This is a genomic window from Citrobacter sp. BIDMC107, assembly GCF_001037575.1.
Lineage (GTDB): Bacteria > Pseudomonadota > Gammaproteobacteria > Enterobacterales > Enterobacteriaceae > Citrobacter > Citrobacter freundii.
This window is the reverse complement of the sequence record NZ_KQ089848.1, coordinates 1,033,197-1,059,890: the sequence shown is the minus strand read 5'-3', so window position 1 is coordinate 1,059,890 and position 26,694 is coordinate 1,033,197. Positions and strand designations below refer to the sequence as shown.

Below are 26,694 nucleotides of genomic sequence, written 5' to 3'. Positions count from 1 at the left end.
AGAGCTGGAATGGAAAAATATCTTCGTATATTGGGCAAAGGTGATAGGGTTGGATTAACCTTGATTCGCCTGAGTATCGCGATTGTTTTTATCTGGATTGGGTTATTAAAATTTGTACCTTACGAAGCCGACAGCATTACGCCGTTTGTCGCCAATAGTCCGGTAATGTCATTTTTTTATGAGCATCCAGAAGAATACAAACAACATTTAACCCACGAAGGTGAATTCAAACCGCAGGAGCGTGAATGGCAGACGGCGAATAACACGTATACGTTCTCAAATGGCCTGGGCGTAGTCGAAGTTCTTATCGCTTTGCTGGTGCTGGCTAATCCTGTTAGCCGTTGGCTGGGATTAATTGGCGGCGTTCTGGCATTTGCCACACCAATTGTAACTTTATCATTTTTAATAACCACACCAGAAGCATGGGTGATGCCGCTGGGTGATTTACACCACGGATTTCCGTACTTGTCAGGCGCTGGACGGTTGGTGTTAAAAGATACGTTAATGTTGGCGGGAGCGGTGATGATCATCGCGGATTCTTCCCGATCAATTATTAAGCAAAAGTATTGAATTTTTAACGTTGTACCCTCTGCAAGACAGTAAGCCACTATAGTTCGATTCGGTAATTACCGGGCCAGCAGGACGCTGGCCTTTTTTTCTGCCCTAAGGGAAATTTATGTTATACATGAAATACAATGATTCGCTTTGCCACAATAACCAGTCGGACTTATATTACTGATTAATAATATAGTGACGTAAGCATCTTCTTTCTTCTTTCGATAGCGCACCAGTTCGCATATTGCGTAGTTCCTCCATCAAAATCCATTCATTTTTCTCTGTTTTTTTCTGTGCAATTCTTGCTATTTGTTATCTCAAAATGACACTTTAAAAAAAATTGTTATGCACTTTTGTTATAATTAATCAACACGTTCGCATGGTTTTAGGCATGACTTCAGCTAGAATTAACTTTGATTAAATGTTTTTACGTATCAATAAATGGCTAAAGATAGTTAAAAACTTAATTTTTAACCAACTGTTCGACATGGAATCCACTATGGTAATTAAGCACCAGGGGTGGATGCTGATCTCGCGTTTTGTGAGTAACCAAACGCGAGACATATCTTAAATATGGAAATAAGGGTTTTAGAATGAGCTTTGGATTAGCAAAGGAAGATAAGTTTGAAATCATAGCTACCCTTCGTGAAGAGCTGCACAAGAAAACGAAACTGGAAGTGTTATGTGAAAACAGTAGCGTTATCACGCAGTTAGAGAAGGTTGATTTCGAGCGGTTTGTTATTTCCTGGCACGAAGACATTGTTCCTGAAAAGGTCCAATACTTTATCCTGCACAGCGAAAGCGGGATTGTGAAATTTAGTGCCAGATTCGAGCAAACCCCATCAGCAGGTGCAGAAGTAGGATTATCCTACCTCATACCGGATTTGATTTTCTTTGCCCAGCAGAGACAAAATCAGCGTTTTTCCTTCATGAAGGGGTATGACTTTTTCTGTTTTGGTCGTTACAAAAATGGAGAAAACTACTCTTTCAAGATTAAAAATATCTCGCAGGGTGGTTGTGCGTTAATCGTTAAAGATGTAAACGCCCGTTTTCTTTATAAAGATGCGGTGATTAAAAATGCATCTCTGGATTTCGATACATTTGGCAGTTTACAACTGGACTTAAAAGTGATCGATGTCGTCCTGATCAATGAGTTTGATGAGGATAACCAGTTGTATTCCTGTCATCAGATCTCGTGTGAGTTTGATTTTAAAAATCGTCGTGAAGAAACTGAAGTCGAGAAAATTATTATTAAATTTTTAATGAGTAACAAGATTAGAAGCTTATAAGGAACGGTGAACAGGATGTTGATGTGTGGCAGTGATAATTTTGTGGGCAATGGTATGTTTGCCTACCTCACCAGCAAACATGTACCGATACAAACATTCCAGTTTGAGGATATGTTGCATCAGTCATCATTATGCCAGCATCAAACCATGGTTTTTAATATCATCGATAATGAACATGCGTGTTCGGACATTGTTCAGTTTTTGAATAAAAACCGATTCAAATTTTATAATAACGTCGTGGTGATTGTTGCTGATAGTTTGGTGGCGAAATTATGCGTAGAGTTATTATATGTCGAAAAAATAATAGTTTTGACTGAAAAATCTTCATTGCGTGATTTTGGTCAATTGGCGACATTATCAGTCGGGAAATGGAACCCCCGACTGTATCGTTCGCAGAAAAGATTAACCGAAAGAGAGCAGCAGATCCTGAACTTACTGGTAAGTGGTTATACAGCCAAAGAAATTTCTGAGTTAGTTAGCCTGAACTATAAAACGATTCAGGCACATAAGATGAGAGTCGTCGCCAAGCTTGGCCTGACCAATACCTCTGATTTAAATAAGTTAATTGTCAGATTTACCCATCGTATGTCTTTTTTACCCTAACCTGACCATTCTTTTCTGATGTAATACACCTAATAGTAGATACAATTCGGGAGTGATTTTGACTGGTTTTTAATGTTATGATTTGTAGAGGGAGAGGGGAATGTTTAATTCCAATGAGGTGCTAACTGCGCTTGAAAAGGCTTTGAATACCAGTCAACTTTATATGGTTTATCAGCCTATTTTCAATTTACATGCCCAGTGTATAAGCGGATTTGAAGCATTAATGCGTTGGAATAGTCCTCAGATGGGTATGATCTCTCCCGATGTTTTTATTACGTTACTGGAAGATAGCGGCAATATTATTTCAATTGAAGATATGGTTACTCACTCTCCGTGGGATGTTGCAACTTCCTGGCCTGACCCCATTGTATTATCCGTCAATATTTCCGCGCTTGAATTCTGCGATCCTCTGTTACCCCAACGCGTCAGACAAAATCTTGCCACCTCCGGATTGCCGGTCCATCGATGCCAAATAGAGGTCACCGAAACGTCACCGCTGTACGACAGTCAGATTGCGGCTAAAAATATGACGGAATTAAAGGCGATAGGGGTCAAGCTTGCGCTTGATGATTTTGGAACCGGTCATGCTAATCTTAATTACCTGTTGAAATATCCTTTTGATACCTTAAAAATTGATAAGGAATTTGTCACCGCTATTGAGCCCGACACCCGATCGACAAAGATTGTTGAGGGTATTATTTCACTGGCGCATAATTTTGGTATCGAAGTTCTTGCCGAAGGGGTGGAAACCCAGTCCCAACTGGACCGGTTGATGCAGATTGGTTGTGACAAAATTCAAGGCTTTTTCATTTCTCCCCCGGTGCAGGCACAAGAGATCCCTTCACTCTTAGCGCAATATAATCGTTAATCCTTCCGTATTTACGTTTCCCAATCCCTTGATTGTTCCACGTTGCTGGTAAGTCTGTAGGCCTGATACGCGTCGCGCATCAGCCACCCCTGTAATACTATAAGCAAAAAAAAGCCCCCTGCTGAACAGGAGGCTGGCGAGTTTATGTCAGCTTAGAACGATTTCTTAAAGCCGATAGAGGCATTGACCGGCGCTTCGACCTGCGACTTACTGCCGCCGTTGCTGAATTGCGTACCCAGCTCACCGTAGACCTGCAGGTTTCTGTCGATAGACCATGACAGGCCGGCTGCAACTTCAGTGCTGGAGTACTGCTGTGAAGATTCCAGCGTAGTGGTGGCTACCGCATTGCTAAAGTGCGTTTTGTCTTTTGAACCCAGACCCTGCCAGACGTTAACCCTGCCGTACGGCTGGAATTTGCCATGGTTGGTGTCATAGTCAGCGACCAGACGCACGCCCAGACGCGCGGTAAAGGAGTCTGCGGTATCCATTTTCACTTTCGTTGGGGTCACACCATCCAGCGTGCTGTTATCAAAGTCGCTGTACTGGTAGATCAACTGAGCCTGAGGCTCCAGACTCCATGCGCTGGCGCCTAAACGGAACGATTTACCCACCTCTGTCGACGCCGTCAGCGTGTTGCCTCTGACGGTATACGAGCCGTTGTTACCGGTCGCCGCCAGGCGGGATTTATGGTTACCGTACTGCAGGACGTTATCAACATACATACCGTCACCCGAGAACCAGGTCGCATAGCCACCGACGTAAAATGCGTTGTCGTCGATGTTACCGCCTTTGCCATCGCTGCCTGTCTTCGTGCCTTTCACATTGCTGTCGATATCAAGGATGCTGGTATACATCCCGGCTTTCCAGCTTTCGTTAGCATACATATCAACGCCGACCTGGATACCCATGGTATGGGAGCTGGTTTGCGTACCGGCTGCATCATCCAGTTTGGTTTTACCGGAGTAGCCAATCATTCTTGCCCAGGCGCGATTGTCTTCATCAATGCCCGGTTTAACCTCGTCCCCCATACGTTGGTGCATGTTACCTAACAGGCTAATATCACCCTGACGTACTACGCTGGCGAGGCCAGAATACAGCATGGTTTCTGGACGGTATTCACTTCTCAGATACCAGTTTTCACCCTGGCCCTGAGCATTACCCGCATGTAGTTGGTACTCAAACGCACCTGCAGCCATACGATCGGCGGCAAGATGGAAGGCATCCCGCGACGTTTGCGCGGTTGTGGTTGCGCCATTGAGCGCAGTCACCACTTCGATACCATCCCCAATGGTCGGCGCGCCAAGACCAGAGCCATCGACATCCAGCAGTGTGCTACCGCTGGCTTTACCGCCATCGATAATCAGACGGTCGGCAATGCCTGCTCCGCTACCATTCTGGATAGCTGCCATGTTGATAGTCCCTTTTTCGCCGGTGTAATCCCCTTTGACGGTTAAGGTTGTGCCAGTCTGCTGACCGATGAGCGAGACATCGCCACCGTTGCTCAGGCCCGCTACCGTCTGGTTATAGCCCTGCGTGTTCAACGTGGTGTCTGCGACTACATAGTGGTGTGATGCGCTACTCAGGGTGTTGGTATTACCCGCTTGCAGCACGCCGTTGGCGATCAACGTAGCGCCGCTGTAGCTGTTTTCACCTTGCAGCTCGGTAATGCCGCTACCGGTCTGATGCAGCTGGCCTTTACCACTGATATTGCCGGTCAGCGCCAGGGTATCGCCACGATTGACGTTGAGTACGCCGTTATCAACGACATCCCCCTGAATGCTGCCAATATCACCGCCGTTACCCAGTTGTAAAACACCTTGTTCGATGGTGGTGCCGCCAGTGTAGGTGTTATCCAGCGTCAGGGTGAGGGAGCCTTTACCGGTTTTGGTCAGTTGACCGTTACCTTCGACTTCCGTCAGCAGAGAAACGTCATGCCCGTTGGTGTCGAATGTCCCGCCGCCGGATTCCAGCGTCACCTGACGGGCAGTATCAAACGCTTCGCCATACTTCAGCGTACCGCCATTAAAGGTAATTCCCGTATCTGCCGCACCCAGGTTGGTATCACCCGCCACCTGCAGCGTCCCTGAGGTGATGGTGGTGCCACCGCTGTAAGTATTGTCGCCGGTGAGAATCAGCGTACCGAGATCGCCTTTATTCAGGCCGCCGGTACCACGGATAACGCTGTCGATAGTGGCGGTGTAACTGGCGCCGTCTACTGTGCCATCGCCGACACGAATCAGGGTGTTTGCCGTGTCGGTGGTAATGGCTTCTCCGCCCACACGATAACCATCGGTGGCGAACTGCGCGCCGCTGATGATGACATCGCCTTTGCTGTTATCGACGGTTACGTTGCCCGCTTCACCCTGGAAGACGGCGAATGCGGCATCGGTAAACGGTGCGTTCAACGCGCCTTCTGGCGTCGATTCATCGGTGGTCCAGTTGTCGTTACCCTGGCTGGATTGCCAGATACCGTCGCCGCCGTTGATGACGCCGTTATTTTTCAGCTCGCCATTCTCACCGCCGGTGCCGTCCCAGAAGCGCAGCGTCAGTCCGGCGTGGTTGACCAGGTTGACCTGATTTTTCACCGATGTCTGCACGTACAGGCTGTCAGCTGCTTCCGGTGCGTTAGCAATATCCATCACATTGTTGGTCAATGTGCCGGTGTAGTTGATGACGCGGTAAACGCCCACATCAAAGCTTCCACCTGGTGAGGTTTCAATGTTGAGCTTACCGTCGAGCGTCAGATCGCCATTTACGTCAATCAAGTCGTTGAAGGCACCGCCCGGGGTATAAGCCTGACCAAACTGATAATCCAGTTGGGCGTTATCACTGAGCGTCAGAGAACCGGTAGTGAGTTTACCCACACTGTTGATAGCTGCACCCGCGGTAATATGCGCGTCGTCCAGCACATCAACCGCGCCGCCGATAATACCGTTACCGCCGAGCGTTGCCCCGGATTTCACCGTCACCTGGCCGGTAGCCGCAGACTGATTACCGTTGACCAGCAGCACGCCTTCATTGACGTCCGTGGTGCCGGTGTAAGTGTTATCGCCGGTCAGCGTCAACGTACCGTCACCGATTTTCACCAGGCTGCCGTCGTTGCCGCTGATAATACCGCTGATGGTGTCATCAAGATGCAGATTACCCAGCGACAGTTCTTTATTGCCCAGTTCGACATTACCCGCGCCGGACAACGAGCCGATAGACGTTGCGCTGTCGACTGCGCTGATATCGACCTTACCGCCCACCAGGTTTTTAACGACGGTGTTCTCTGCCATCGCATAGTCAGCAAAGGTCATCAGTCCGCTGTTATTCACGGTGGCATTGCCCCCGCTGGCATTTTCTTCCAGCGCCAGGGTACTGTCTTTTGACACGTTAACCGTCGCGTTGCCCGCGCTGGCGTTGTTGGTTAACACCGCTTTTGCTGTGCCCGTCAGGTTCAGCATTGCGCTTGCGGCGGTGACGTTATCCGCCAGCGTTAACAGGCTGTCGGCGATGTTCATAGTCAGGGATTTCAGGCTGGTATCTGTCCCGCTGACATTGAGCGTCGCACCCTTATTGACGTTCACGGTGCTGCTTTCATTACTGCCAAAGGCTCCGGTTTTGCTGACGTTGACCGTCACATTGTTGGCGTTTCCGGTACCGGCAATTTCGGTGTCGCCTTTGTAGCTGTTTGCGCGGTCGAGCGACAAGGTGCTGCCCGCATCGCTAGAGCTGCTGGTGACTTTCAGTTTACCCTCGCCGGTAATCTCACCGGTTGGCGTGAAGTGGTGCGAATTAAGGTCAAACACCGCAGCATTCTCATTCGCTCCCAGCTCAATGGTGCGATTGCTGGTCAGGTCCGCGCCCAGTTGCAGCGTTGAACCGTTATTGATGGCCAGGTCAGTTCCGCTCTGGCCGAGATTGCTGTCGGAGGAGATCTGCAACGTGCCGCCATCAATGCGCGTGCCGCCGCGATATTCGTTGTCACCGCTGAGGATCAGACGGCCAAGGTCGGTTTTCACCAGCGTCAGCTTGTCAGCAGTACTGGCCTCGCGGATAACGGACTCAATGGTCGCGGTATAGTTTTGCCCCGCGCCACCAGCGCCAACGCGCACCAGCAGTTCGCCAGTCCCCGGCGTCTGGCCTGCGTGGGTCGCGTTTTCCGTGGTGGCATACGCGTTAAGCGCATCGCCTTTAACGACATAGCCATCGGCATCAAACTGTGCTCCGGAGAAGTTAATTTCTCCCGCGGCGTTATCCACGGTAACGGTACCGCCTTTGGTGGTGAAGACGGCGAAGGACTTCTGTGCCCAAGGGGCGTTACCCTCACCGGTTGCGGTGGTCCAGTTGTTATCACCCTGACTGCCGATTGCCATCCATTTGCCATCGCCACCGTCAATTTTGCTGTTGCCTTCAATGCCCGACGCGCCGTGGCTCTGATTAACGGTTGCGCCGTCCCAGAACTGCAGGGTAACGCCGTTGGCATTCACCAGGTTGACCTGTTTGTCGATGGAGGTTTGAACAAAAATATTGCTCTTATCCTGGCTATTCGGTATCGCGCCTAATTCCAGCGTCTGGTTATCCAGCGTGCCACCGTAGTTATAGATACGGTACACGCCCGGTCCGAAGTTACCACCCTGTGAAGTGGTGACGTCCAGAGTCCCGTCCAGTTGCAGATCGCCTGCGACGTTAATCAGATCGTTTAGCGCGCCGCCTGGCGTATAGGCTTGACCCAGTTCGAAAGCGGAGGTCGTTTTGCTGCCAAGCTGCAGATTACCGTTAATGGATAACGTACCCGCACCGCCGTCACCGGCGCTGAGGGTAGAGGCATCGTTCATCAGCACGTCGCCGCCGATCACCCCGTTACCCCCCAGCGTCGCCGTACCGCTTACTTTGGTCACACCCGTCGCGGCACTCTGATTCCCTTTCACCAGTAGCGTACCGCTGGTGACGGTCGTGTCGCCGGTATAGGTGTTATTGCCCGTCAGGCGAGTAATACCGTTACCAATCTGCTGTAACGCACCGATCCCGGAGATTACGCCGCCAAGCAGCACATCATTGGCCCGATTAATCGCCAGTACGCCATTGTCGATGATGTCAGACACGGCGTTGACTCCGCCTGTATTTCCGCCGTCACCCAACTGCAGCGTACCGGTTTGATCAATAGTGGTAGAGCCGGTATAGGTGTTGTTGGCGGTAAAGACAGTGGTGCCGCCCGCCGCGCGTTCAAACTTCCCATCACCGCTGATGACGCCGTTATAGATCTGCGCAGCCGCCGTATCGCCCTGCGTGTCAAAGATGACCCGGCTGCCTGCACCCTGAGTCGTCACATTGTAGTCAGCGATGGTCGCGGCAGTGCTGGTGGACTCGCCGTGATCGCCGGTACGCAGCGTTGCGCCATTGGTAACCGCAATGGTTTTACTTGCCAGTTGCAGACGATCGACGATGCGCATATCTGCACTTGAACCGCTAATGGTCAGTGAGTCCCAACCCGTGCCGATGTTGGTACCGGTGGTCAGGTTATCGCTGCTCAGGCTGCCAATTTTCGCACTGTTACCGTGTGTATTGGTGAAGGTGAGGGCGTTGCCACTGCCGGCTTCGGTAGTGATATGGCGCGTTTTATCCAGCGTCACATTGCCGATGTTGGCTTTATTGTTGCCGCCGGTTCCGGCGAAATTCACCTCGCCCGCAAAGGTTCCGCTTTGCCAGTTAAAGGTGTCCTTGCCTTCTCCGGTGTTGATGACGCCACTGGTGATACCCTGGCTGATATCAATGGTGTCATTGCCCTTGCCAGATTGAATCGCCACTGCTGTATCGTTGATAGCCTGAAGGGTACCGGTATTGGTGATTTTTTTATTGCTGTCACCGCTGGCATCAATAACGGGTGCGGTGGTGCTGGCAGAGATAATTTTTCCGCTATTGGCTATTGCGCTAACATTTTTAGCGATGATTGCAGAACCACCTGCGCTGTCGTAGACGTTGATATTGGCATTGGTGGTGACCTTACCGTCCGTATTGGCGCGAATACCGCTGCCTTCGCTGTTATGCACCTCAACGGTATAGCCTTTGCCGATGGTCAGATTGCCTGTCACTGCGTCACCATTGCGCTGCTCAAAGGCGAAGCCGGTACCTTTACCGTTAACGTTCAGAATGTTATTCAGGCCATCTTTCATGTTTAACGCGACGCTGGTACGGATCCCCGGACCGTCGTTGGCATTGATGGTGACATCATTGAGTGTGATATCGGTATTGTTGGCATCGTTTTGAATGCCCGCGCCAGTACCTTCGGCGCTAATAATCACCCCTTTGGCAGCCAGCTTACCGGCTCCGGTGTCCAGGCGAATACCGTCAGCAGTGCCATTGGTGGTGATGGCATCGCCAGTATTACCAGTAATATTCAGGCTGGCACCGTTGGTCAGCAGAACCCCTGCGGTTCCATCATCAACTTGAATCTGACCCAATTTTTTAATCTGTGCGTTCGAACCAGAAGCTTGTACGCCAATGCCGTTACTCACATGTAAGGCAGCGGTCGCGTTATTGGTTAAACTCCCGCCTTGTTGCACGTTAACACCAATGCTGTCGGTGCTGGCAAGATCGATAATTGCCTGGGTATCGAGGATCAGGCTGCCCTGGTTCCTTGCCACATAGGCAATAACCTTGTTGCCGCTGGCTTCTGAAGTGATTTTTGCGTTTGAAGTGAGGATGGTCGGAGTGGCGCTACCTTCTGCGTTGCCATTCAACTGATGAGCCTGACCGTCCACTACCCCGGCAATGGTTCTTTCACCGGTTAAATTGATGGTGGTTTTATCGCTGATGTTACCTGTGGCACCGCCTTCAATCAGCAGCGCTGCGGAGTCGGTGCCCTGCACGGTGAACGTGGCTTCGCCGGTATCCACACTACTGCCTGTGCCCGTCGCTAATACGCCAACGGACTGTTCGCCGCTTAAGGTCAGGTCAAGGTTTGAGCTGGGCTGACCGTCAGGAGTGGTGGTGTTACCGGCCAGCATTGCGCCGTTGGCAATACGGAAAATGGTTGTGCGATCTTGCCCGTTGTCATTCATTACCGCCTGACCAATATTCGCAGTTGCGCCTTTACCATACAGGTAATAGCCAATCTGATCGGTGCTGTTGAATGCCGGGCTACTCAGACTGTCGACGTTAGCGACGGCGTTATCACGCACGTGTACGCCGATGTTCCCGGCTTTGTTTAGCGTGATGTTGGAATAGACGTTGACCACTGCCTTTCCATCTTTGCCACCTTCAGCCCAGACGGCATAGTTACGGTTACCGACACTACCTTCACCATCAACTACGATAGAGCCTGAAGCGCTAGTCGTGGCTTCGGCATTTTTGTTAGTTGCGCTGACGTGGATGCCGACGTTGTTGGTGCCGTTGACGTTAATCTTGCCGTCGTTGCGAATTTCCTGATTATTTTCCGCGCCGCTGTCACGCACGGTGATACCGTAGTTCCTGCTACTCCCCGCGCTGGAATCGCCATTGATCACGATATTACCGGTATTGATGACGTTGCCGGTCGCGTTACCAATCAGCATACCCGCGGCGTTACGTACGCCGGTTCCCAGCGTGATAAGGCCGTTGTTAATCACCTCTTTGGCGCTCTTGGTCATGATCCCGGCGCTCAGACTTGAACCGCCTGCCATGGTGACATCTTTAGACGGATCACTTGCGTTACGGCCAAGATAAATAGAGGCACCTGCGCTGTTGGTAAAGGTGGCGTTGTCGGCGACTTCTACGCCATAGGCGATGCCGCTGCCGTAGGATGCACCGTTTTTGCGCCCGTCCACGACGTTGATATCGCCGTTGTTGACCCCTTGAGCATTGTCAGACAGTTGCATACCAATGGCCAGCGTCAGCTCGCCAGCGGGTTTGTCCTTACTCCAGGGATCGGCGGCAGAAGCGGTACCGAAGTTATCGGTGGTGATCGCCTGGTTGATGGTGCCTTCGTTGGTGATTTGACTGGCGCCTTGCCCCTGCATACCAAATGCGCCATAGCTGTTGACGTTTTGGTTGCCGTCTTTATCAATAAACAGCCCGGAGTTGATGATCCCGTTGTTGGTTGCCGTCGCGTCTTTTGCCAGCATGCCAATCGCCAGGCTTTGCCCGGTAGATGTGCGTAATGCGTTCAGCTCACCAAGGTTAGTGATAACCCCACCATTAATGGCTTTCATCACGCCATTAATACTGCCGTCAACGGCAATAATCGCGTCTTTGTTCAAGGTGCCTGAGGTGCCTGCGCCGTTGGCGTAGATGGCATGTAACTCACCACGGCCAGCGGTCGCGTTGTTGGTATGTGACAAACCGTCGGTCCAGACGTCGTAATCCCAGCTGAGTATGTCAGCTGGCTTACCGGAGGTGAGCAGATTTTCAATCAGCCCGGCGTACTTTGTTTGTGCTGCGGTGACGGTTGTGACTTCCTCCGCATCTATCCACAGCTGGATTTGGCTGACTTTTTCACCATCAGGGTTGAGTGCCGCGTCGTCGCTTTTGCCCAACAGCCAGTCATTGAATTCGGCCAGTTCTTGTGTGTTGGTAATGGTAAATGTGCGCTCCCCGGTTTTGACGACCTGACCATCCTCGTCATAGCCATAGGTCATCAGCGTCACATCATCGCCAAACACGGAGGTTTGCGCTGAACCGGTGAACGTTTTTTCAGGGATCACCGGGGCTGCGTTAAATTTTATATAGTTATCTGACTGCCAGTTCACCTGGCTTGCAGTACCTTGTGCTTCCAGCAGCGAGGAATCTTTTGCCAGCATTTCAATGGTATTGGCTTTGTCACGCACATTGAGGGTGTCGTTGCCAATATTCAGATTGGCAATGGAGCCATTTGTCGCCAGTGCGATACCAAATTGCTTATAGATTTCTGATTTCTGAGCATCAAAGGTGTTTAATACCGCATCGCCGACTTGCGCTTCGGTAAGAAAACCATTTAACTCATTGGTATCAAAGACTTTGATGGTCGTTTTTTCACCGGGAAACGCCGGATCGTTGATATCAAATTCTGTGCTCTGCGAAGGCGTTGACGACTGGTTGTAAGTCAGGTATTCCGCCAGTTCTTCAGAGTTGGTAATGGTTTTTACGCTCTGGTCAGGGCTGGTCGCCAGCAGGGTGATTTTGCCGCTTTCCAGCAGTTCCCGGATAGTGGTTGATTCAACAACGCCGCTTTGACCCGGGCTAAATGTTGGGATTGCACCACTGATATTCAGTGCCTGACCAGTTGTGTTATCTTCATATAAGAAGCCGTAGTCGTGGATACCCTCATAAACCCCAGCGGAAATACCTGTCTTGAAGTCTTCATGAATATCGTGTTCACCCGTTGCGGTAATCTGGGCTGCAGAAGCCAGCAATGAAGCACCGCTTAATGCGCCAGCTGCCAGTACGGCGACAGTTTTACGCGAACTGCTTTTTTTCTTTCCTTTCGTTAATTCAGAAACGACCACCCAGATACCGAGCGCCGCGTTCCAAATAATGCTGTAAACTTTGTTCATATATAACCCTTGTCTACATTCCTGTTATGTATGTGTTAATACGTTGAGTTGTTGGCTATGGTTGGCACGCGGATGTGCTACCCGGTAATGGATTTTGGAAATAGGGTTCCCTTCCGTGCGATGCGGAATTAAAAAAGCGAGTCGAAAGAAAACCTCTTTAAATAATAACCGTGATAATTGTCCTTAAATAAGTCAGTTACGGCTGGCTATAGTGGGAAATGGTGTACTTGAGCCGGGTGTTATTTTTGCCGAGTTTTCTGGCAATATTGCTTTTGTACGCCCCGATGGTTTTTTCACTTTTTTGTGATGCCCCGGCGATTTGTGTCAGTGACCATCCTCGTGCAAGCATCATCATTACGTTAAATTCGTTAGCTGTAATTTTTGTGTGTAGTTCTTTGATACTTTGTTGTTTTTTGTTTTGCGTGATACGTGTGACGGTCTGTAATAGCTGATCAAGGCTGGTGTCTTGATCGAGAAATTGCATGTTCTTCCCGCAAACGGTTTGAAAAATGGCAAAGGTAGCTTCATCTGCCAAAACAATAATTTTGGTGACAGGTCGTAAAGCCATGTTGCGGATAATTCTGGCATATTTTAAAAAATCTGATTTGTCAGGATTAATGATGATGCAATCCGTTTCATAAGGGAGCATTTTGACAGCAGAAAGTGTCTGGGAGGAGTAGTACGTGATATCAATAAATAATGATGAGCCACGTAGGATTTCTCGCATGCCTAGCCAAGGGTAAATTGAGTCACCCAAAAAAATAGCTTTTGACATAACGATCTCCTTGAAATTTTGGTGCAAGCAGTCGCCTCTTTTTTAGGTTAAAAAAGAGTTTCTTGCGACGCGTGAAATGTTAATTAAATCTCGTATAACGTTCTGTGCTGTGAACGTATCCTTATTAATTCCAGATCAAACAGAAATTCTCTGTATTAATTAGAATCATTAACTATCCTTAAAGTGGATATTACACTTTGTTAAAATTTAAGATAAATCGTTTATTTCAGCTCTGAGTAAATGATTGATAGATTTCGCTTATGGATCGGGATAATAATAAGAAGGAGGTTTGTATAAAGGCAGGGTATTCCTAGGGTTAAAGAAAGGTATTTATATGTAATGGCTTTAATTTCAATAAGATACTCATTTTTCTTCATGGGATTAATTGAGGGTAGGAGAATTCTTAATCCTGGCCAGGACGTAGGAGGTGGAAGGTCAGGAGAAGAGGGAAATATTGCCGAATTTACACCTATCGGCTAAAAACAGGATTATTCCAGATTATATTTCTACGTTAAAGCAATTTATTAGTGCTTTATCCTTTTTTGGTCTTTTTGTGCCTAATGTTGAAATCTGGCTTGCAGGTGTCATTTTGTCTTAATGCGCTAGCGATAGCGCTTAGCCCGCCAACAGCTCCTGCTCAACCTGTTGCACCTGTTGTTCCAGCGTATTGCGGATTTCCGTAAGCGCCCGTTGTTGATCGGAGAAGTAGGCCTCTTTATCTGTCACGGAGGTGGCAAGCCGCCAGGCGTTCTCCGCTTCCAGTTCGGTAATCTCTTTCAGCAGCGCGTTAATGTGTTCTCTGAGCTGTTGTATTTTGCTGCGTAAATGCTGCAAATCGTTCAATCGGTCACTCGCCATCATCGGTTCGAGGCCGCTTTGCAATTGAGTCAGTAGCGCCCGGACGGCGGCAAGATCGGCATTTTGGCGTGCCTGGTTAAGCTGCACCATCATCTGATGCGCTTTCTCTTTCAGATCATCGGCTACCACGTCCGGGTGGCAAAGACGGCTGGCCTGACGCCACAGGCGTTTTAGCTCATTACGTTCATCAGAGGAAAGCCGCTGGTCACGACTAAAACGATGCTGCGCATCCTGCTGCTGCTCCTGATATTCATCATATTCATGGCTGGCCTCTTCCTGTGCCTGACGGGTTGCGCTGTCGTCCTGGCGAGAAAAGTCGTTTTCCAACTCACGAATTTCCGCCAGAAGGGCGGTAATCAGTTCCGTTTGTTGCTGAATACGTTGGCGTGTTTCCACCGATTCGCGCGAATCTGAATTCTGGTTCATCCAGTGCTGCTTGAGCCTTGCCAGTTGATCAACAGCCTGGGAAATATAGTGCTGGCAGGATTGATAGTCTTTTTCCCGGCGTTTTCGCTCCGCTTCCTGTTTGCGCTGGGCGCTGGCGGCGAGCTGTTTACGCAGTTCGAGAATGCGGCTCATCAGCGGTCCAAGACGAAGGTGATACAGATCGTTGAAATCATCGAGGATTTGAATGCGCGTGTTGCGCTTATCGATCAGGTCACGCAGCTGTGTTTCGAGCGCTTTGAGTTCCAGCTTACTGGCGGCAATGGCTGGATCCTGCCACGTAGAGACTGCCCGTTGAGATTGCAGCCAGGCCGAGATTTCACGCAGGGCATCACTAAAGCGTCGTTCTTCGATCGCCTGCACAATGGTGCCTGGCACGACGGATAACGGCTCATTTTTAAGATGCGCCACCTGCTGGAAAATAATCTCCTCATCTTCCAGTTCAATAGCGCTTTTGACGATTTCCAGTCGTTTGATGATCTTATTCATGACAGTCGTTGCCTGGCCTGACTCAAAAACGAGTGGCTGAAGTACAACAGGTTCACCCGTTTGAAAATGTTAGAAAAACAGTAAAGCGCATTCTGTGGCCTGTCATGCCTTTTCGTCCAGAATAATTCACCGTAATTATGAACAAACGCAATGCTACAGGCACGGCAGGTCCTTATTGCGCCTTGCGACAACCAGGTTGAAATGTTAAAAGAAGCCCCTTCAATAAAAACGACACAGGGGAAGGGCGTGAAAAACGCGTCAACTGCATCTGACACCAGCGTGTCTGATGCCGCGTCAACAAATGAGCCGACGCTTCAACGAGGGTTGCAAAACCGCCATATTCAGTTAATTGCACTGGGCGGTGCAATTGGTACGGGCCTGTTTTTGGGCATTGGCCCGGCTATTCAGATGGCGGGACCTGCGGTGTTACTGGGTTACGGTGTGGCCGGGATCATCGCTTTTTTGATCATGCGTCAACTGGGCGAAATGGTAGTGGAAGAACCCGTTTCCGGATCCTTTGCCCACTTTGCCTATAAATACTGGGGACCGTTCGCGGGTTTTCTGTCCGGTTGGAACTACTGGGTGATGTTTGTGCTGGTCGGTATGGCGGAACTGACAGCGGCCGGGATCTATATGCAGTATTGGCTGCCCGATGTCCCGACCTGGATTTGGGCCGCGGCATTCTTCGTGATCATCAACGCCGTCAATCTGGTCAACGTACGTCTGTATGGCGAAACGGAATTCTGGTTCGCACTGATTAAAGTGCTGGCCATTATCGGCATGATAGGTTTTGGCGTGTGGATGCTGTTTTCCGGTAACGGCGGGGAACATGCAAGCATCGATAACCTGTGGCGTTACAACGGCTTTTTTGCTACCGGCTGGAACGGATTAATTCTGTCGCTGGCAGTGATTATGTTCTCCTTTGGCGGGCTGGAGCTTATCGGGATTACCGCCGCGGAAGCGCAGGATCCGCAGAAAAGCATTCCAAAGGCGGTAAACCAGGTGGTGTACCGTATTCTGCTGTTTTACATCGGTTCTCTGGTGGTGCTGTTGGCGCTATACCCGTGGGTGGAAGTGAAATCCAACAGCAGCCCGTTTGTGATGATATTCCATAATCTTGATAGCAACGTGGTGGCTTCTGCGCTGAACTTTGTCATCCTGGTGGCTTCGCTGTCGGTGTATAACAGTGGCGTCTACTCTAACAGTCGTATGCTATTTGGTCTCTCGGTTCAGGGGAACGCGCCGAAGTTCTTAACCCGCGTCAGCCGTCGCGGCGTACCGGTGAATTCACTGATCCTTTCCGGTGCTATTACGTCGCTGGTGGTACTGATCAACTATGTGCTGCCGCAAAAGGCCTTTAGCCTGCTGATGGCGCTGGTGGTGGCGACGCTGCTGCTGAACTGGATTATGATCTGCCTGGCACATCTGCGATTCCGGGCGGCGATGCGTCGCAAGGGCCGTGACACGCAGTTTAAAGCGCTGCTGTATCCAGCAGGGAACTACCTGTGTATTGCTTTCCTTGGCATGATCCTGGTGCTGATGTGTACGATGGATGAGATGCGCCTGTCAGCTATCCTGCTGCCAGTGTGGATCATTTTCTTGTTTGTGGCCTTCAAACTGCTGCGTCGTAAGTCCCGCTAAGTTTCTACCTATCTTGTTGCTACCGATCCCATCGTCAGGATGGGATCGGATCCTCCCTCAACGTTTATCGTGACCGTTCTCGCAATTTTGCTTTTGCTGACAGGATCTTTATTTTGTAATCGATTACTTTTCTATTGAATCTATTTTGTAATCGATTACTTTTTAAGGGTGGGGCAAAAATGGTGTCAACAACCGAAAGTAGTGGAAAACAGAGCGTACAGTACCGGCTGCTGGTGCCCCGGCTGTCGCTAATGATGTTCTTACAGTTCTTTATCTGGGGAAGTTGGTCCGTCACGCTGGGGCTGGTGATGAGCCAGCACAACATGTCACTGTTGATTGGGGATGCGTTTTCAGCCGGGCCCATTGCTTCTATTCTGTCGCCGTTCGTCTTAGGGATGCTGGTAGATCGCTTCTTTGCCTCGCAAAAGGTGATGGCAGTGATGCACCTTGCTGGTGCGGCAATCCTGTGGTTTGTTCCGCAGGCATTGGTGGCGCAAAACGGCGCGCTGTTGATTGGTCTGCTGTTTGGCTACACGTTGTGCTATATGCCAACTCTGGCGCTTACTAACAACATTGCTTTTCATAGCCTGTCGGATAAGGACAAAACCTTCCCGGTGGTGCGGGTGTTTGGCACCATTGGCTGGATTGTTGCGGGGATCTTTATCGGTGTAACCGGAATTTCAGACACCACCGGCATCTTTACGCTGGCGGCGATTATCTCTGTGATTCTGGCACTCTACAGCCTGACGCTGCCCAACACACCAGCACCGGCGAAAGGACTGCCGGTAAAAGTTCGCGATCTGTTTTGTGCGGATGCTTTCGCCTTACTCAAGGTTCGTCACTTTTTTGTTTTCTCACTCTGCGCGACGCTCATCTCTGTGCCGTTGGGAACCTATTACGCATATACCGCGTCGTTTCTTGCTGATGCGGGCGTTGGCGACGTCAGTACGGCGATGTCATTTGGTCAGATGTCTGAAATTTTCTTCATGCTGGTAATCCCTTTCCTGTTCAGACGCCTGGGCGTGAAATACATGCTGTTAATCGGGATGTGCGCCTGGTTCGTGCGTTATGCCTTCTTTGCCCTCGGCATCAGCGAAGAGGGCAGATTCCTGCTGTATCTCGGCATTCTGCTGCACGGCGTGTGTTACGACTTCTTCTTCGTGGTCGGCTTTATTTACACCGATCGTATCGCCGGGGAAAAAGTAAAAGGTCAGGCGCAAAGCATGATCGTCATGTTTACCTATGGGATCGGGATGCTGCTGGGCTCGCAAATTTCAGGCGCACTTTACAACCGGCTGGTGGCGGGGCAAACCGTGCCTCAGGCATGGACCACATTCTGGTGGATCCCGGCAGTAGCTGCCGCAGTCATTGCCGTGATTTTCCTTTTCTCTTTCAAGTATGACGATAAAGAGCAGGCGTAATTTTTAGGAGGGGTTATGAAAACCATCAAAGGGCCTGGCATTTTTCTGGCGCAATTTATCGGGGAACGCCCGCCATTTAACACCCTGGAAGGCGTGGCAAAATGGGCAGCGGAGCTGGGCTATAAGGCATTACAAGTCCCGTGTAATCACAAGTCGCTGTTTGATGTCGAACAAGCTGCTGTAAGTCAGGCCTATTGTGATGATATTCGCGGGATGCTGGCCGGGCATGGGTTAGTGATTAGCGAATTATCGACCCATCTTGAAGGTCAACTGGTTGCAGTCCATCCGGCTTATGATGACGCTTTTGACGGATTTGCTCCGCCATCTGTACGCGCTAATCCGCAGGCCAGACAGGCGTGGGCCATCGAAACCTTACACCAGGCCGCTGCGGCTTCGCAAAGACTGGGGCTGACTGCGCATGCCACGTTTTCAGGTTCGCTCGCCTGGCCTTTCTTTTATCCATGGCCACCGCATAATCGTCAGCGTTTTGAAGAGGCCTTTCTGGAGCTGGCGCGGCGCTGGAGACCGATTCTCGATCGCTTTGATCATCATGGGGTGGATGTTTGCTTTGAGATCCATCCCGGCGAAGATCTGCACGATGGCGTGACGTTTGAGCGTTTTCTGGCGCTGGTTGATAATCATCCTCGCTGCAACATTCTCTATGATCCTAGCCATCTGTTATTGCAGCAGATGAATTATCTTGGATTTATCGATGTTTACCATTCCCGCATTAAAGCGTTTCACGTCAAGGACGCTGAGTACCACGCCAGTAGCCGTAGCGGTGCCTATGGCGGTTACCAGCCGTGGCTCGATCGTGCCGGGCGTTTCCGTTCCCTGGGGGACGGGCAGGTCGATTTCAAAACGATCTTCAGCAAGCTCACACAATATGATTTCCCTGGCTGGGCGGTGCTGGAATGGGAGTGTTGCCTGAAAGACGCGCAAACCGGGGCGCGTGAGGGGAGTGATTTTATACGCCGCCATATTATTCCGGTTTCTGCACGCGCATTTGATGATTTCGCCGCTGGCGATGAGGTACGCAAATGATACAGGTTGGCATTATTGGTAGCGGATTTATTGGACCTGCACATATTGAGGCATTGCGTCGACTCGGCGGTCTGAACGTGGTGGCGCTCTGTGATAGCTCGCTGGCGGTTGCCCAGGAACGTGCAGATGCTCTTCATATTCCTCATGCGTATGGCAGCGTTGAGGCGCTGCTGGCGCATCCCGGACTGCAGGTAGTGCATAACTGTACGCCGAATTATCTGCATGCCGACATCAATCGGCAGATTTTACGCGCGGGCCTGCATGTGTTTTCAGAAAAGCCGCTGTGTATGACGCCGGATGAGGCTCGTGAACTGGAAAGGCTGGCACAGCAGGTGGGAGTGGTGCACGGCGTGAGCTTTGTCTATCGTCAGTTTGCAATGGTTCAGCAGGCGGCCAGTATGGTAAGAAGCGGCAGCGTAGGCCGTCTGTTTGCCGTTCAGGGGAGCTATTTGCAGGACTGGATGCTGCTGGAGACTGACTACAACTGGCGGGTCGATGCTGTACAGGGCGGCAATTCGCGGGCGATAGCGGATATCGGTTCACACTGGTGTGACACGGTGCAATTCGTGACTGGAAAACGTATTGTCGAGGTGATGGCAGATTTGGCTATCGTCTGGCCGGTACGTAAAGCCAGCATTGCCAGTAACGCTACGTTTGGTCAGCAAATGGCTGATGTGCAATTTGAGGATAAAGCGGTTACGACGGAAGATCGTGGATCGGTGCTGGTACGTTTTGATGATGGCAGCAAAGGCTGCTTTAGCGTTTCGCAGGTGAGTGCAGGGCGCAAGAATCACCTGAGCTTTGAAATTAACGGTAGCCAGTGTTCACTGCACTGGGATCAGGAAACGCCGCAACAGCTTTGGGTTGGACACCGTCAGCAGGCGAACCAGATCCTGACGGATGACCCTGGATTGATGAATGCGGATGTTGCTGCCAGTGCGCACTTTCCTGGCGGGCATATTGAGGGCTGGCCGGATGCGTTCAAGAATATGATGCAGCAGTTTTATCAGGCGGTGTCGGCAGGCAAAATGCCCGCGACGGCGGAGCGTCGATTTGCGTCATTTTCTGATGGCGCGGATGTGATGTATATCATTGATGCAATTATAAAAAGCCATCAGCAGCAGCGTTGGATATCAGTACAGCGCTAAACACGCATCCGGTTCGCCAGGCGGCGATTTTATGGTAGCCTCAACGCAAAGCGTAAACCGCAGGATGTGTCGTCGTTATGTCTATTCAAAAAATCGCTCAGCTTGCCGGTGTGTCAGTGGCGACGGTATCGCGTGTGCTGAATCACAGCGATACCGTCAAAGCCAAAAATCGCGAGCGCGTGCTACAGGCTATTAAAGAAAGCAATTATCAGCCCAACCTGCTGGCGCGTCAGTTGCGTACGGCACGTAGTTCGATGATTCTGGTAATGGTTTCCAACATTGCCAACCCTTTTTGTGCAGAGGTTGTTAAAGGTATTGAAGAGGAGGCGGAGAAGAATGGCTATCGCATTTTGCTGTGTAATTCCGGCTCGGATACAGCCCGCTCAAAATCGGCGTTGAAGTTGCTGTCGGGGAAAATCGTCGATGGCATTATCACCATGGATGCATTCTCAAAATTACCGGAACTGACTACGCTGATTGGCGACGCGCCCTGGGTTCAGTGTGCGGAATACGCTGATAAAGGTGCGGTTTCCTGCGTCGGGATTAACGATGTTGACGCTGCACAGTCGGTAATATCTCACCTGGTGGAAAAGGGCTACCAACGCATTGCCTTAATCAACCATGATCTAAGTTATAAATACGCCCGGTTACGCGAACGCGGCTATAAAGCGGCGCTACATGCGCTGTCGCTTGAATATCAGGCCGTGGAATACGCCAGTGAATTAAGTTCCAGCGCAGGAATTGCGGCGATGAAAACATTCCTTGCCGCAGAGGTGAAACCCGACGCGGTGTTTGCCGTATCGGACACGTTAGCCGCTGGTGCGATGCGAGCTATTTTCGATGCCGGATTACAGATCCCGCAGGATATCGCCGTCGTTGGATTCGACGGTACGGAACTGGCAGAAATGGTTTCCCCTCAGCTTTCGACCATTGAGCAGCCCTCGCGGGATATAGGCCGCAAAGCGGTAGGATTGCTGCTGAATAAAATAGAAAATCCTGACGCGCAGACGGAAAGGGTGATGATGGACTGGCGCTATATTTCACGCGCCAGTACCTGAGCGTTATCGCTGAAACGCGCCAGACAGTGCGCGAATATCGTTTCCGGTAGGCGACTGATGAATGCGCAGGCCAAACTCTTCGACCACGGCAAAGATATGGTCGAAGATATCAGCCTGAATACTTTCATATTCCAGCCAGACCACCGTATTGGTAAAAGCATAAATTTCGATTGGTAATCCGTGATCGTCTGGCGCAAGCTGGCGCACCATTAACGTCATATCTTTGCGAATACGCGGGTGATGACGCAAATATTCGTTCAGATAAGCGCGGAAGGTGCCAATATTGGTCATTTGGCGGTGATTCAATACCGATTCAGGCGCATCTAATTGCTGATTCCACGCGTCGATTTCCTGGTGACGCGTGGTCAAATACGGTTTCAGCAGGTGAGCTTTATGTAGTCGCTGACGCTCATCCTCATCAAGAAAATGGATGCTGGTGGCATCAATGCTGATGCTGCGTTTAATTCTCCGACCGCCTGAAGCCGACATTCCGCTCCAGTTTTTAAAAGAGTCTGATACCAGTGACCAGGTGGGGATCGTGGTGATGGTGTTATCCCAGTTGCGCACTTTGACGGTGGTTAAACCAATATCGATAACAGCACCGTCTGCACCGTATTTCGGCATTTCCAGCCAGTCGCCAAGCTTAAGCATGTCGTTGGCCGAGAGCTGTATTCCGGCCACCAGACCGAGTATCGGGTCTTTAAATACCAGCATTAGCACGGCTGCCATGGCACCCAGGCCGCTTATCAGTATTGCCGGCGATTGACCTATCAGCAGGGAAATCATCAGGATCCCGACCAGGATGGCGGCGATCAGTTTGATACCCTGAAATATACCTTTTAAGGGTAATTGGGATGCGGCTGGGAGCTTTTGTGACAGGTTAAGAATAACGTCCAGCAGAGAAAACAGGGACAGCAGGGCGTACATCATGATCCACAGCTGTGCGCAAGTCACTAATATATCGGCCGCTTCACTGCCTTTTTGTAGCCAGAGTGTGGCCTGTATATTGACGATGATACCTTGCAGCGTAAACGCCAGGCGGTGGAATAATTTGTTCTGCGTGATAATTTGCAACCACAGACGGGAACTGGTGCTGGCGCGTTTTTCAAATGCGCGTAATACCACCCAGTGCAAAATAACGTGAACAATAATGGCGGTGATAAAAATAATGCCAAAAATCATCACCAGCGAAGTGGTGTGATTTATTTCAATGCCGAGTTCTTCTACCTGAGATATCAATTCCTGCATAACGTCTCCTTAATAAACAGCGGTCTATGATGACCGCTGTGTGGAGCTTATGCAAATGTGGGGACTAGACTTCTGTCAGCGTTGTTTCCAGCGGCAGACGGGATTTCGGCAGCGCGGCGTTGAAATCTTCTACGCTGTGATGACCCACCGGGACCACCACTACGCTAGTGAAACCTTTTTCTTTCAGACCAAACTCTGCATCCATCACCGCTGCATCAAAGCCTTCGATCGGCACTGCATCCAGACCCATTGCTGCAACGCCCAGCAGGAAGTTACCAACGTTCAGGTACACCTGTTTTGCCATCCAGTGGTTGTCATCTTTCAGTTCTTTGCGATGCATATCAGCAAAGAAGGTACGACCTTTGTGGTTTGCAGCTTTAGCTTCAGGGGTGGCGAAGCGGCCATCGCTCTCTTCCTGATCCACCACGCGCTCCAGCCACGCGTCGTCCATCGCCGTTTTGGCGCAGAACACTACTACGTGGGAAGCATCCAGCATTTTACGTTCGTTGAACACAAAGCCGCCGGCTGCGGATTTGGCCACACGCGCTTTACCTTCATCAGTACTGGCAACGATAAAATGCCATGGCTGAGAGTTGGTGCTGGATGGGCTAAACTGCAGCAGCGTTTTTAATTTTTCGGCCTGCTCAGCGGTCAGTTTTTTAGTCGGATCGAATGCCTTAGTGGAGTAACGTTTTAAGGCGACAGAAACAATATCCATAACTACTCCTGGTGGTTTTTTATACCCTGCGGGTACGTTTTGTTTCAGCAGGGTACAGGGTTAGCAGGAAAAAGATAAGACAGGAAAATGCAAAAACACTTATCGGGGTTAACGATAAATCAGTCTGGACGCAGGCGTTTTTGATCCCGCTTCGGCAAGCCGTCAACGACGCGGTGCCAGGAATCATTCACCAGCTCTGCCAGTAATGACTCGGTAATGTCGTCGCCCGGATAGACCGAGATCCAGTGCTTTTTATTCATGTGATAGCCGGGTTTAATGCTGGGGTAGATCTGCTGGTTTAACAGTGATTTTTGCGGATCGGATTTCAGGTTAATAAGCGGACGTCCGCGAAGCTCCGTGACCAGCATAAAAATTTTACCGCCAACCTTGAATACATCGTATTCCGGGCCGAATGGCCAGCAGTGTTCGGTAAAAGGCAGTTCGAGCGCAAGGCGTTTCGCACAGGTAGGCAGGGTCAGGCCGTCCATTATTGTTCCTCGCGGGTTAGCGCGCGCCACATCGCTTCAAATCCCATCGATATGTATTCCTTGGCCCGGGCAGAGTCTCGGGCAGCGAACTCCATGGTGGTTTCCGCCAAAGAGAGAAAAAGGCCATCGCCGAAGGCGCGATATTCGTCAGACATAAACTCAGGTCGCACGGAGCGATGACAAAGATCGCGCAGTTCCGGGAACATATCGTCGGCCTGCTGTTCTGTTTCTTTGCTGATTTTCTCGCTAACGGCTAACTGGCGAATCGTGCGATGCCCACAGGTATGGTTCAGGCCCCAGCTAATGTAGCTGTTCCAGATATAGTGAGTCATGGTTTTGGCATCGGTCACTGAGCGATCCAGATTTGCCATCATCGACTGACAGAGATCGTGCTTTAAAAAGAGGTAAAGCTCGTTGATTAAATCATCTTTGGTCGCGAAATAGCGAAACAACGTTCCCTCCGCAACACCTGCATTGCGGGCAATTACGGCGGTAGACGCCGCAATACCTGATTGTGCAAATGCTGTGGTTGCAGCTTCCAGTAATGCCAATTTTTTGTCTTCACTCTTCGGACGAGCCACTACACTTTACCCTTAAGTTGTAAAAAGCATGATTGAATCACGGCCTTTGCAGCACCGCAACGGTGAATGTCAAAGATTGAAAATCATCTTGACGGCGAACTTTCGATTTCTATAATGAGTGCTTACTCACTCATAATCAAGAGTCAGTCACGCAAACCAGCGGAAAGGGGGCGTGTTTAAGGTCAGGATATGAAGCGTCTCACAGTTTGTGTGGTTGTTATTATGCTCATTGGCGCAGCTGCAAGTTTACCGTTTTTACTCAATGCCGGGTTTGGTCAGGCACCGAAAGGGGCACAGCTGAGTCAGGTTGAACAGTCACCGCACTATCGTGATGGACAGTTTCATAACCAGGTACCAACACCGGGCTATACCGGCAACAAAAGTATGCTGGCTGCCTGGTGGGAGTTTTTGGTCGCTAAGCGCGAAAATGCGCGGCCAGCACATCCGTTGCCATTGGTGGCGACCGATCTCGTCGGGTTATCTCCAGAGCAGGACACGCTTGTCTGGCTGGGTCACTCTTCGTGGTATTTGCAGCTGGCGGGTCAACGTATCCTGATCGATCCCGTGTTTAGCAACTATGCCGCACCGCTTTCATTCCTGAACAAAGCCTTTGCCGGTGATTATCCGTGGTCCGCACAGACGATGCCGGAGATCGATCTGCTCATTATCTCGCACGATCACTATGACCATCTGGATCTCGCTACGATCAAGGCGTTAATGCCGAAAATTAAGCGGGTGATTACGCCGCTTGGCGTAGGGTCACATCTACGTTATTGGGGAATGCGCGGCGAGATAATCGACGAGATGGACTGGAATCAATCCATCAGAGTAACGGATTCGCTGATCGTTCATGCGTTGCCAGCCCGTCATTTTTCGGGGAGAGGCATCAAGCGCAATCAGACGCTATGGGCGAGTTTCATGTTTGAAACGCCGGAGCAGAACGTTTATTACAGCGGCGATTCCGGCTATGGACCGCATTTTAAAGCCATCGGCGAGCAGTTTGGCTCGGTTGATTTGGCGATTATGGAGAACGGCCAGTATGACCATGACTGGAAGTTTATTCACATGATGCCGGAAGAGACGGCACAGGCTGCGGTCGATCTGCATGCGAAAGCCGTTCTACCAGGGCATGCAGGTCGTTTCGTTCTGGCGAAACATACCTGGGATGATCCTTACAAACGACTGGCGCTTGCCAGCCGTCGTTACGATTACCGATTGCTGACGCCAATGCTGGGTGAACCGGTAATACTGTCCGCACCGGACCAACTGTTTACGGCCTGGTGGCAACAGGTGACTCAATGAATACAGGGGAGAGCATGATGACGATTTCTGCTCAGGTAATTGATACGATTGTTGAATGGATTGATGATAATTTGAATCAACCATTGCGCATTGATGATATTGCACGCCATGCGGGATATTCAAAATGGCACCTGCAGCGTCTTTTTATGCAGTATAAAGGCGAAAGCCTCGGGCGTTACATTCGGGAACGCAAGCTGCTACTGGCCGCGCGCGATCTACGCGATACCGACCAGAAAGTGTACGACATCTGTTTGAAATACGGATTCGATTCGCAGCAGACCTTTACGCGTATTTTCACCCGTACGTTCAGCCAGCCGCCGGGCGCTTATCGCAAAGAAAATCATAGCCGAACGCATTAACAGCTAAGGGTTCTCGCGGGCCTAATCCGCCAGCGAGAACCAGCGCCGCCATATGAAGCGCAAAACGAAATACTCAATCACCCCCAGCAGTAAAAACCACAGACAAAACAGCAAAGTATAAAACTGGTTGAGATCCATCAAATGAAAGGTGGCCACGAATTTTTGCGCCAGTACCAGGCCAACTGAGGGGGCGGGCAGCAGCAGACAGGACAAAAATGCCAGCAACAGGATCCCGGCGGCGGTCATCAGTGATTCAAGCGGGTGTTTCATGGTATTGTTAAACTTGAGTTAAAAAGCCATTGTCCGGGATCTCT

At 50.4% G+C, this 26,694-nt stretch carries 20 protein-coding genes; 12 read left to right on the top strand and 8 right to left on the bottom strand.

Going from position 1 to position 26,694, the window contains the following annotated elements:
- Window positions 1–9 precede the first annotated feature (9 nt).
- The 4 genes from rclC to SK39_RS05040 all read left to right on the top strand — a co-directional run bounded on the left by rclC (window position 10) and on the right by SK39_RS05040 (window position 3,315).
- Window positions 10–570: a reactive chlorine resistance membrane protein RclC gene (gene rclC, locus SK39_RS05055; protein ID WP_016149749.1), complete on the top strand. Its 561-nt coding sequence runs from the start codon at window positions 10–12 to the stop codon at window positions 568–570.
- A 578-nt stretch (window positions 571–1,148) separates the two neighbouring features.
- The gene (locus tag SK39_RS05050; protein ID WP_003021965.1) at window positions 1,149–1,844 is read left to right on the top strand and encodes a flagellar brake protein; all 696 of its coding nucleotides are present in this window, start codon (window positions 1,149–1,151) and stop codon (window positions 1,842–1,844) included.
- A gap of 21 nt (window positions 1,845–1,865) precedes the next feature.
- Window positions 1,866–2,447, top strand: coding sequence for a helix-turn-helix domain-containing protein (locus SK39_RS05045; protein ID WP_008319941.1), 582 nt, complete (start codon window positions 1,866–1,868; stop codon window positions 2,445–2,447).
- A gap of 100 nt (window positions 2,448–2,547) precedes the next feature.
- The gene (locus SK39_RS05040; protein WP_032936914.1) at window positions 2,548–3,315 is read left to right on the top strand and encodes a putative bifunctional diguanylate cyclase/phosphodiesterase; all 768 of its coding nucleotides are present in this window, start codon (window positions 2,548–2,550) and stop codon (window positions 3,313–3,315) included.
- Between the two features lie 152 nt (window positions 3,316–3,467).
- Here SK39_RS05040 and SK39_RS05035 read toward each other — a convergent pair whose 3' ends face one another.
- The gene (locus tag SK39_RS05035; RefSeq protein ID WP_048216717.1) at window positions 3,468–12,806 is read right to left on the bottom strand and encodes an autotransporter outer membrane beta-barrel domain-containing protein; all 9,339 of its coding nucleotides are present in this window, start codon (window positions 12,804–12,806) and stop codon (window positions 3,468–3,470) included.
- A 196-nt stretch (window positions 12,807–13,002) separates the two neighbouring features.
- Window positions 13,003–13,581 carry a LuxR C-terminal-related transcriptional regulator gene (locus SK39_RS05030; RefSeq protein WP_003835695.1) on the bottom strand — a complete coding sequence of 193 codons (579 nt, stop codon included), beginning with the start codon at window positions 13,579–13,581 and terminating at the stop codon, window positions 13,003–13,005.
- A 427-nt stretch (window positions 13,582–14,008) separates the two neighbouring features.
- Between SK39_RS05030 and SK39_RS27060 the strand changes: the two genes are divergently transcribed.
- Window positions 14,009–14,179 (top strand): hypothetical protein, encoded by a 171-nt coding sequence (locus tag SK39_RS27060; RefSeq protein WP_156182975.1) that lies wholly within the window; start codon window positions 14,009–14,011, stop codon window positions 14,177–14,179.
- A gap of 17 nt (window positions 14,180–14,196) precedes the next feature.
- On the opposite strand, the gene SK39_RS05025 is transcribed toward SK39_RS27060, so the two are convergent.
- The gene (locus tag SK39_RS05025) at window positions 14,197–15,372 is read right to left on the bottom strand and encodes a coiled-coil domain-containing protein (RefSeq protein WP_003021972.1); all 1,176 of its coding nucleotides are present in this window, start codon (window positions 15,370–15,372) and stop codon (window positions 14,197–14,199) included.
- A 246-nt stretch (window positions 15,373–15,618) separates the two neighbouring features.
- Between SK39_RS05025 and pheP the strand changes: the two genes are divergently transcribed.
- The 5 genes from pheP (at window position 15,619) to SK39_RS05000 (ending at window position 21,684) form a co-directional block, all read left to right on the top strand.
- Entirely contained in the window at window positions 15,619–17,013 is a 1,395-nt protein-coding gene (pheP, locus tag SK39_RS05020) for a phenylalanine transporter (RefSeq protein ID WP_003021979.1), read from the top strand.
- 179 nt (window positions 17,014–17,192) lie between these two features.
- A complete protein-coding gene (locus SK39_RS05015) occupies window positions 17,193–18,434 on the top strand; it encodes an MFS transporter (protein ID WP_003835691.1) in 1,242 nt (413 codons plus the stop codon).
- A 15-nt stretch (window positions 18,435–18,449) separates the two neighbouring features.
- The gene (locus SK39_RS05010; protein ID WP_003835689.1) at window positions 18,450–19,478 is read left to right on the top strand and encodes a sugar phosphate isomerase/epimerase family protein; all 1,029 of its coding nucleotides are present in this window, start codon (window positions 18,450–18,452) and stop codon (window positions 19,476–19,478) included.
- The gene (locus SK39_RS05005) at window positions 19,475–20,626 is read left to right on the top strand and encodes a Gfo/Idh/MocA family protein (protein WP_032936912.1); all 1,152 of its coding nucleotides are present in this window, start codon (window positions 19,475–19,477) and stop codon (window positions 20,624–20,626) included. Before SK39_RS05010 ends, SK39_RS05005 begins: the two co-directional genes overlap by 4 nt.
- A gap of 77 nt (window positions 20,627–20,703) precedes the next feature.
- Entirely contained in the window at window positions 20,704–21,684 is a 981-nt protein-coding gene (locus SK39_RS05000) for a LacI family DNA-binding transcriptional regulator (protein WP_003835685.1), read from the top strand.
- A gap of 3 nt (window positions 21,685–21,687) precedes the next feature.
- Here the strand turns inward: SK39_RS05000 and SK39_RS04995 are convergent, their stop codons facing one another.
- From SK39_RS04995 to SK39_RS04980, 4 genes are all read right to left on the bottom strand, one after another.
- Window positions 21,688–22,932, bottom strand: coding sequence for a mechanosensitive ion channel family protein (locus SK39_RS04995; protein WP_003835682.1), 1,245 nt, complete (start codon window positions 22,930–22,932; stop codon window positions 21,688–21,690).
- A 64-nt stretch (window positions 22,933–22,996) separates the two neighbouring features.
- Complete coding sequence (gene nfsB / locus SK39_RS04990; RefSeq protein WP_003021982.1) at window positions 22,997–23,650, bottom strand: oxygen-insensitive NAD(P)H nitroreductase; 654 nt, start codon at window positions 23,648–23,650, stop codon at window positions 22,997–22,999.
- A gap of 119 nt (window positions 23,651–23,769) precedes the next feature.
- Entirely contained in the window at window positions 23,770–24,138 is a 369-nt protein-coding gene (locus SK39_RS04985; protein WP_016149755.1) for an MmcQ/YjbR family DNA-binding protein, read from the bottom strand.
- On the bottom strand, window positions 24,138–24,719 hold the full coding sequence (locus tag SK39_RS04980; RefSeq protein ID WP_003835677.1) for a TetR/AcrR family transcriptional regulator: 582 nt from the start codon (window positions 24,717–24,719) through the stop codon (window positions 24,138–24,140). Before SK39_RS04980 ends, SK39_RS04985 begins: the two co-directional genes overlap by 1 nt.
- 189 nt (window positions 24,720–24,908) lie before the next feature.
- On the opposite strand from SK39_RS04980, the gene SK39_RS04975 reads away from it, so the two are divergent.
- On the top strand, window positions 24,909–26,021 hold the full coding sequence (locus tag SK39_RS04975; protein ID WP_032936911.1) for an MBL fold metallo-hydrolase: 1,113 nt from the start codon (window positions 24,909–24,911) through the stop codon (window positions 26,019–26,021).
- Between the two features lie 17 nt (window positions 26,022–26,038).
- On the top strand, window positions 26,039–26,380 hold the full coding sequence (locus SK39_RS04970) for a RamA family antibiotic efflux transcriptional regulator (RefSeq protein WP_003021996.1): 342 nt from the start codon (window positions 26,039–26,041) through the stop codon (window positions 26,378–26,380).
- A 21-nt stretch (window positions 26,381–26,401) separates the two neighbouring features.
- Here SK39_RS04970 and SK39_RS04965 read toward each other — a convergent pair whose 3' ends face one another.
- Complete coding sequence (locus SK39_RS04965; protein ID WP_003835669.1) at window positions 26,402–26,650, bottom strand: DUF1158 domain-containing protein; 249 nt, start codon at window positions 26,648–26,650, stop codon at window positions 26,402–26,404.
- Between the last annotated feature and the right edge of the window lie 44 nt (window positions 26,651–26,694).

What these genes read in the sequence shown, in the direction of transcription:
- SK39_RS05000 (WP_003835685.1), top strand. Translation starts at nt 20,704, where the DNA reads ATGTCTATTCAAAAAATCGCTCAGCTTGCCGGTGTGTCAGTGGCGACG.
- SK39_RS05005 (WP_032936912.1), top strand. Translation starts at nt 19,475, where the DNA reads ATGATACAGGTTGGCATTATTGGTAGCGGATTTATTGGACCTGCACAT.
- SK39_RS05035 (WP_048216717.1), bottom strand. Translation starts at nt 12,806, where the DNA reads ATGAACAAAGTTTACAGCATTATTTGGAACGCGGCGCTCGGTATCTGG.
- SK39_RS04995 (WP_003835682.1), bottom strand. Translation starts at nt 22,932, where the DNA reads ATGCAGGAATTGATATCTCAGGTAGAAGAACTCGGCATTGAAATAAAT.
- SK39_RS05015 (WP_003835691.1), top strand. Translation starts at nt 17,193, where the DNA reads ATGGTGTCAACAACCGAAAGTAGTGGAAAACAGAGCGTACAGTACCGG.
- SK39_RS04970 (WP_003021996.1), top strand. Translation starts at nt 26,039, where the DNA reads ATGACGATTTCTGCTCAGGTAATTGATACGATTGTTGAATGGATTGAT.
- SK39_RS05030 (WP_003835695.1), bottom strand. Translation starts at nt 13,581, where the DNA reads ATGTCAAAAGCTATTTTTTTGGGTGACTCAATTTACCCTTGGCTAGGC.
- SK39_RS04985 (WP_016149755.1), bottom strand. Translation starts at nt 24,138, where the DNA reads ATGGACGGCCTGACCCTGCCTACCTGTGCGAAACGCCTTGCGCTCGAA.
- SK39_RS05040 (WP_032936914.1), top strand. Translation starts at nt 2,548, where the DNA reads ATGTTTAATTCCAATGAGGTGCTAACTGCGCTTGAAAAGGCTTTGAAT.
- SK39_RS05050 (WP_003021965.1), top strand. Translation starts at nt 1,149, where the DNA reads ATGAGCTTTGGATTAGCAAAGGAAGATAAGTTTGAAATCATAGCTACC.
- SK39_RS05045 (WP_008319941.1), top strand. Translation starts at nt 1,866, where the DNA reads ATGTGTGGCAGTGATAATTTTGTGGGCAATGGTATGTTTGCCTACCTC.
- SK39_RS05025 (WP_003021972.1), bottom strand. Translation starts at nt 15,372, where the DNA reads ATGAATAAGATCATCAAACGACTGGAAATCGTCAAAAGCGCTATTGAA.
- SK39_RS04965 (WP_003835669.1), bottom strand. Translation starts at nt 26,650, where the DNA reads ATGAAACACCCGCTTGAATCACTGATGACCGCCGCCGGGATCCTGTTG.
- SK39_RS05010 (WP_003835689.1), top strand. Translation starts at nt 18,450, where the DNA reads ATGAAAACCATCAAAGGGCCTGGCATTTTTCTGGCGCAATTTATCGGG.
- nfsB (WP_003021982.1), bottom strand. Translation starts at nt 23,650, where the DNA reads ATGGATATTGTTTCTGTCGCCTTAAAACGTTACTCCACTAAGGCATTC.
- rclC (WP_016149749.1), top strand. Translation starts at nt 10, where the DNA reads ATGGAAAAATATCTTCGTATATTGGGCAAAGGTGATAGGGTTGGATTA.
- SK39_RS04975 (WP_032936911.1), top strand. Translation starts at nt 24,909, where the DNA reads ATGAAGCGTCTCACAGTTTGTGTGGTTGTTATTATGCTCATTGGCGCA.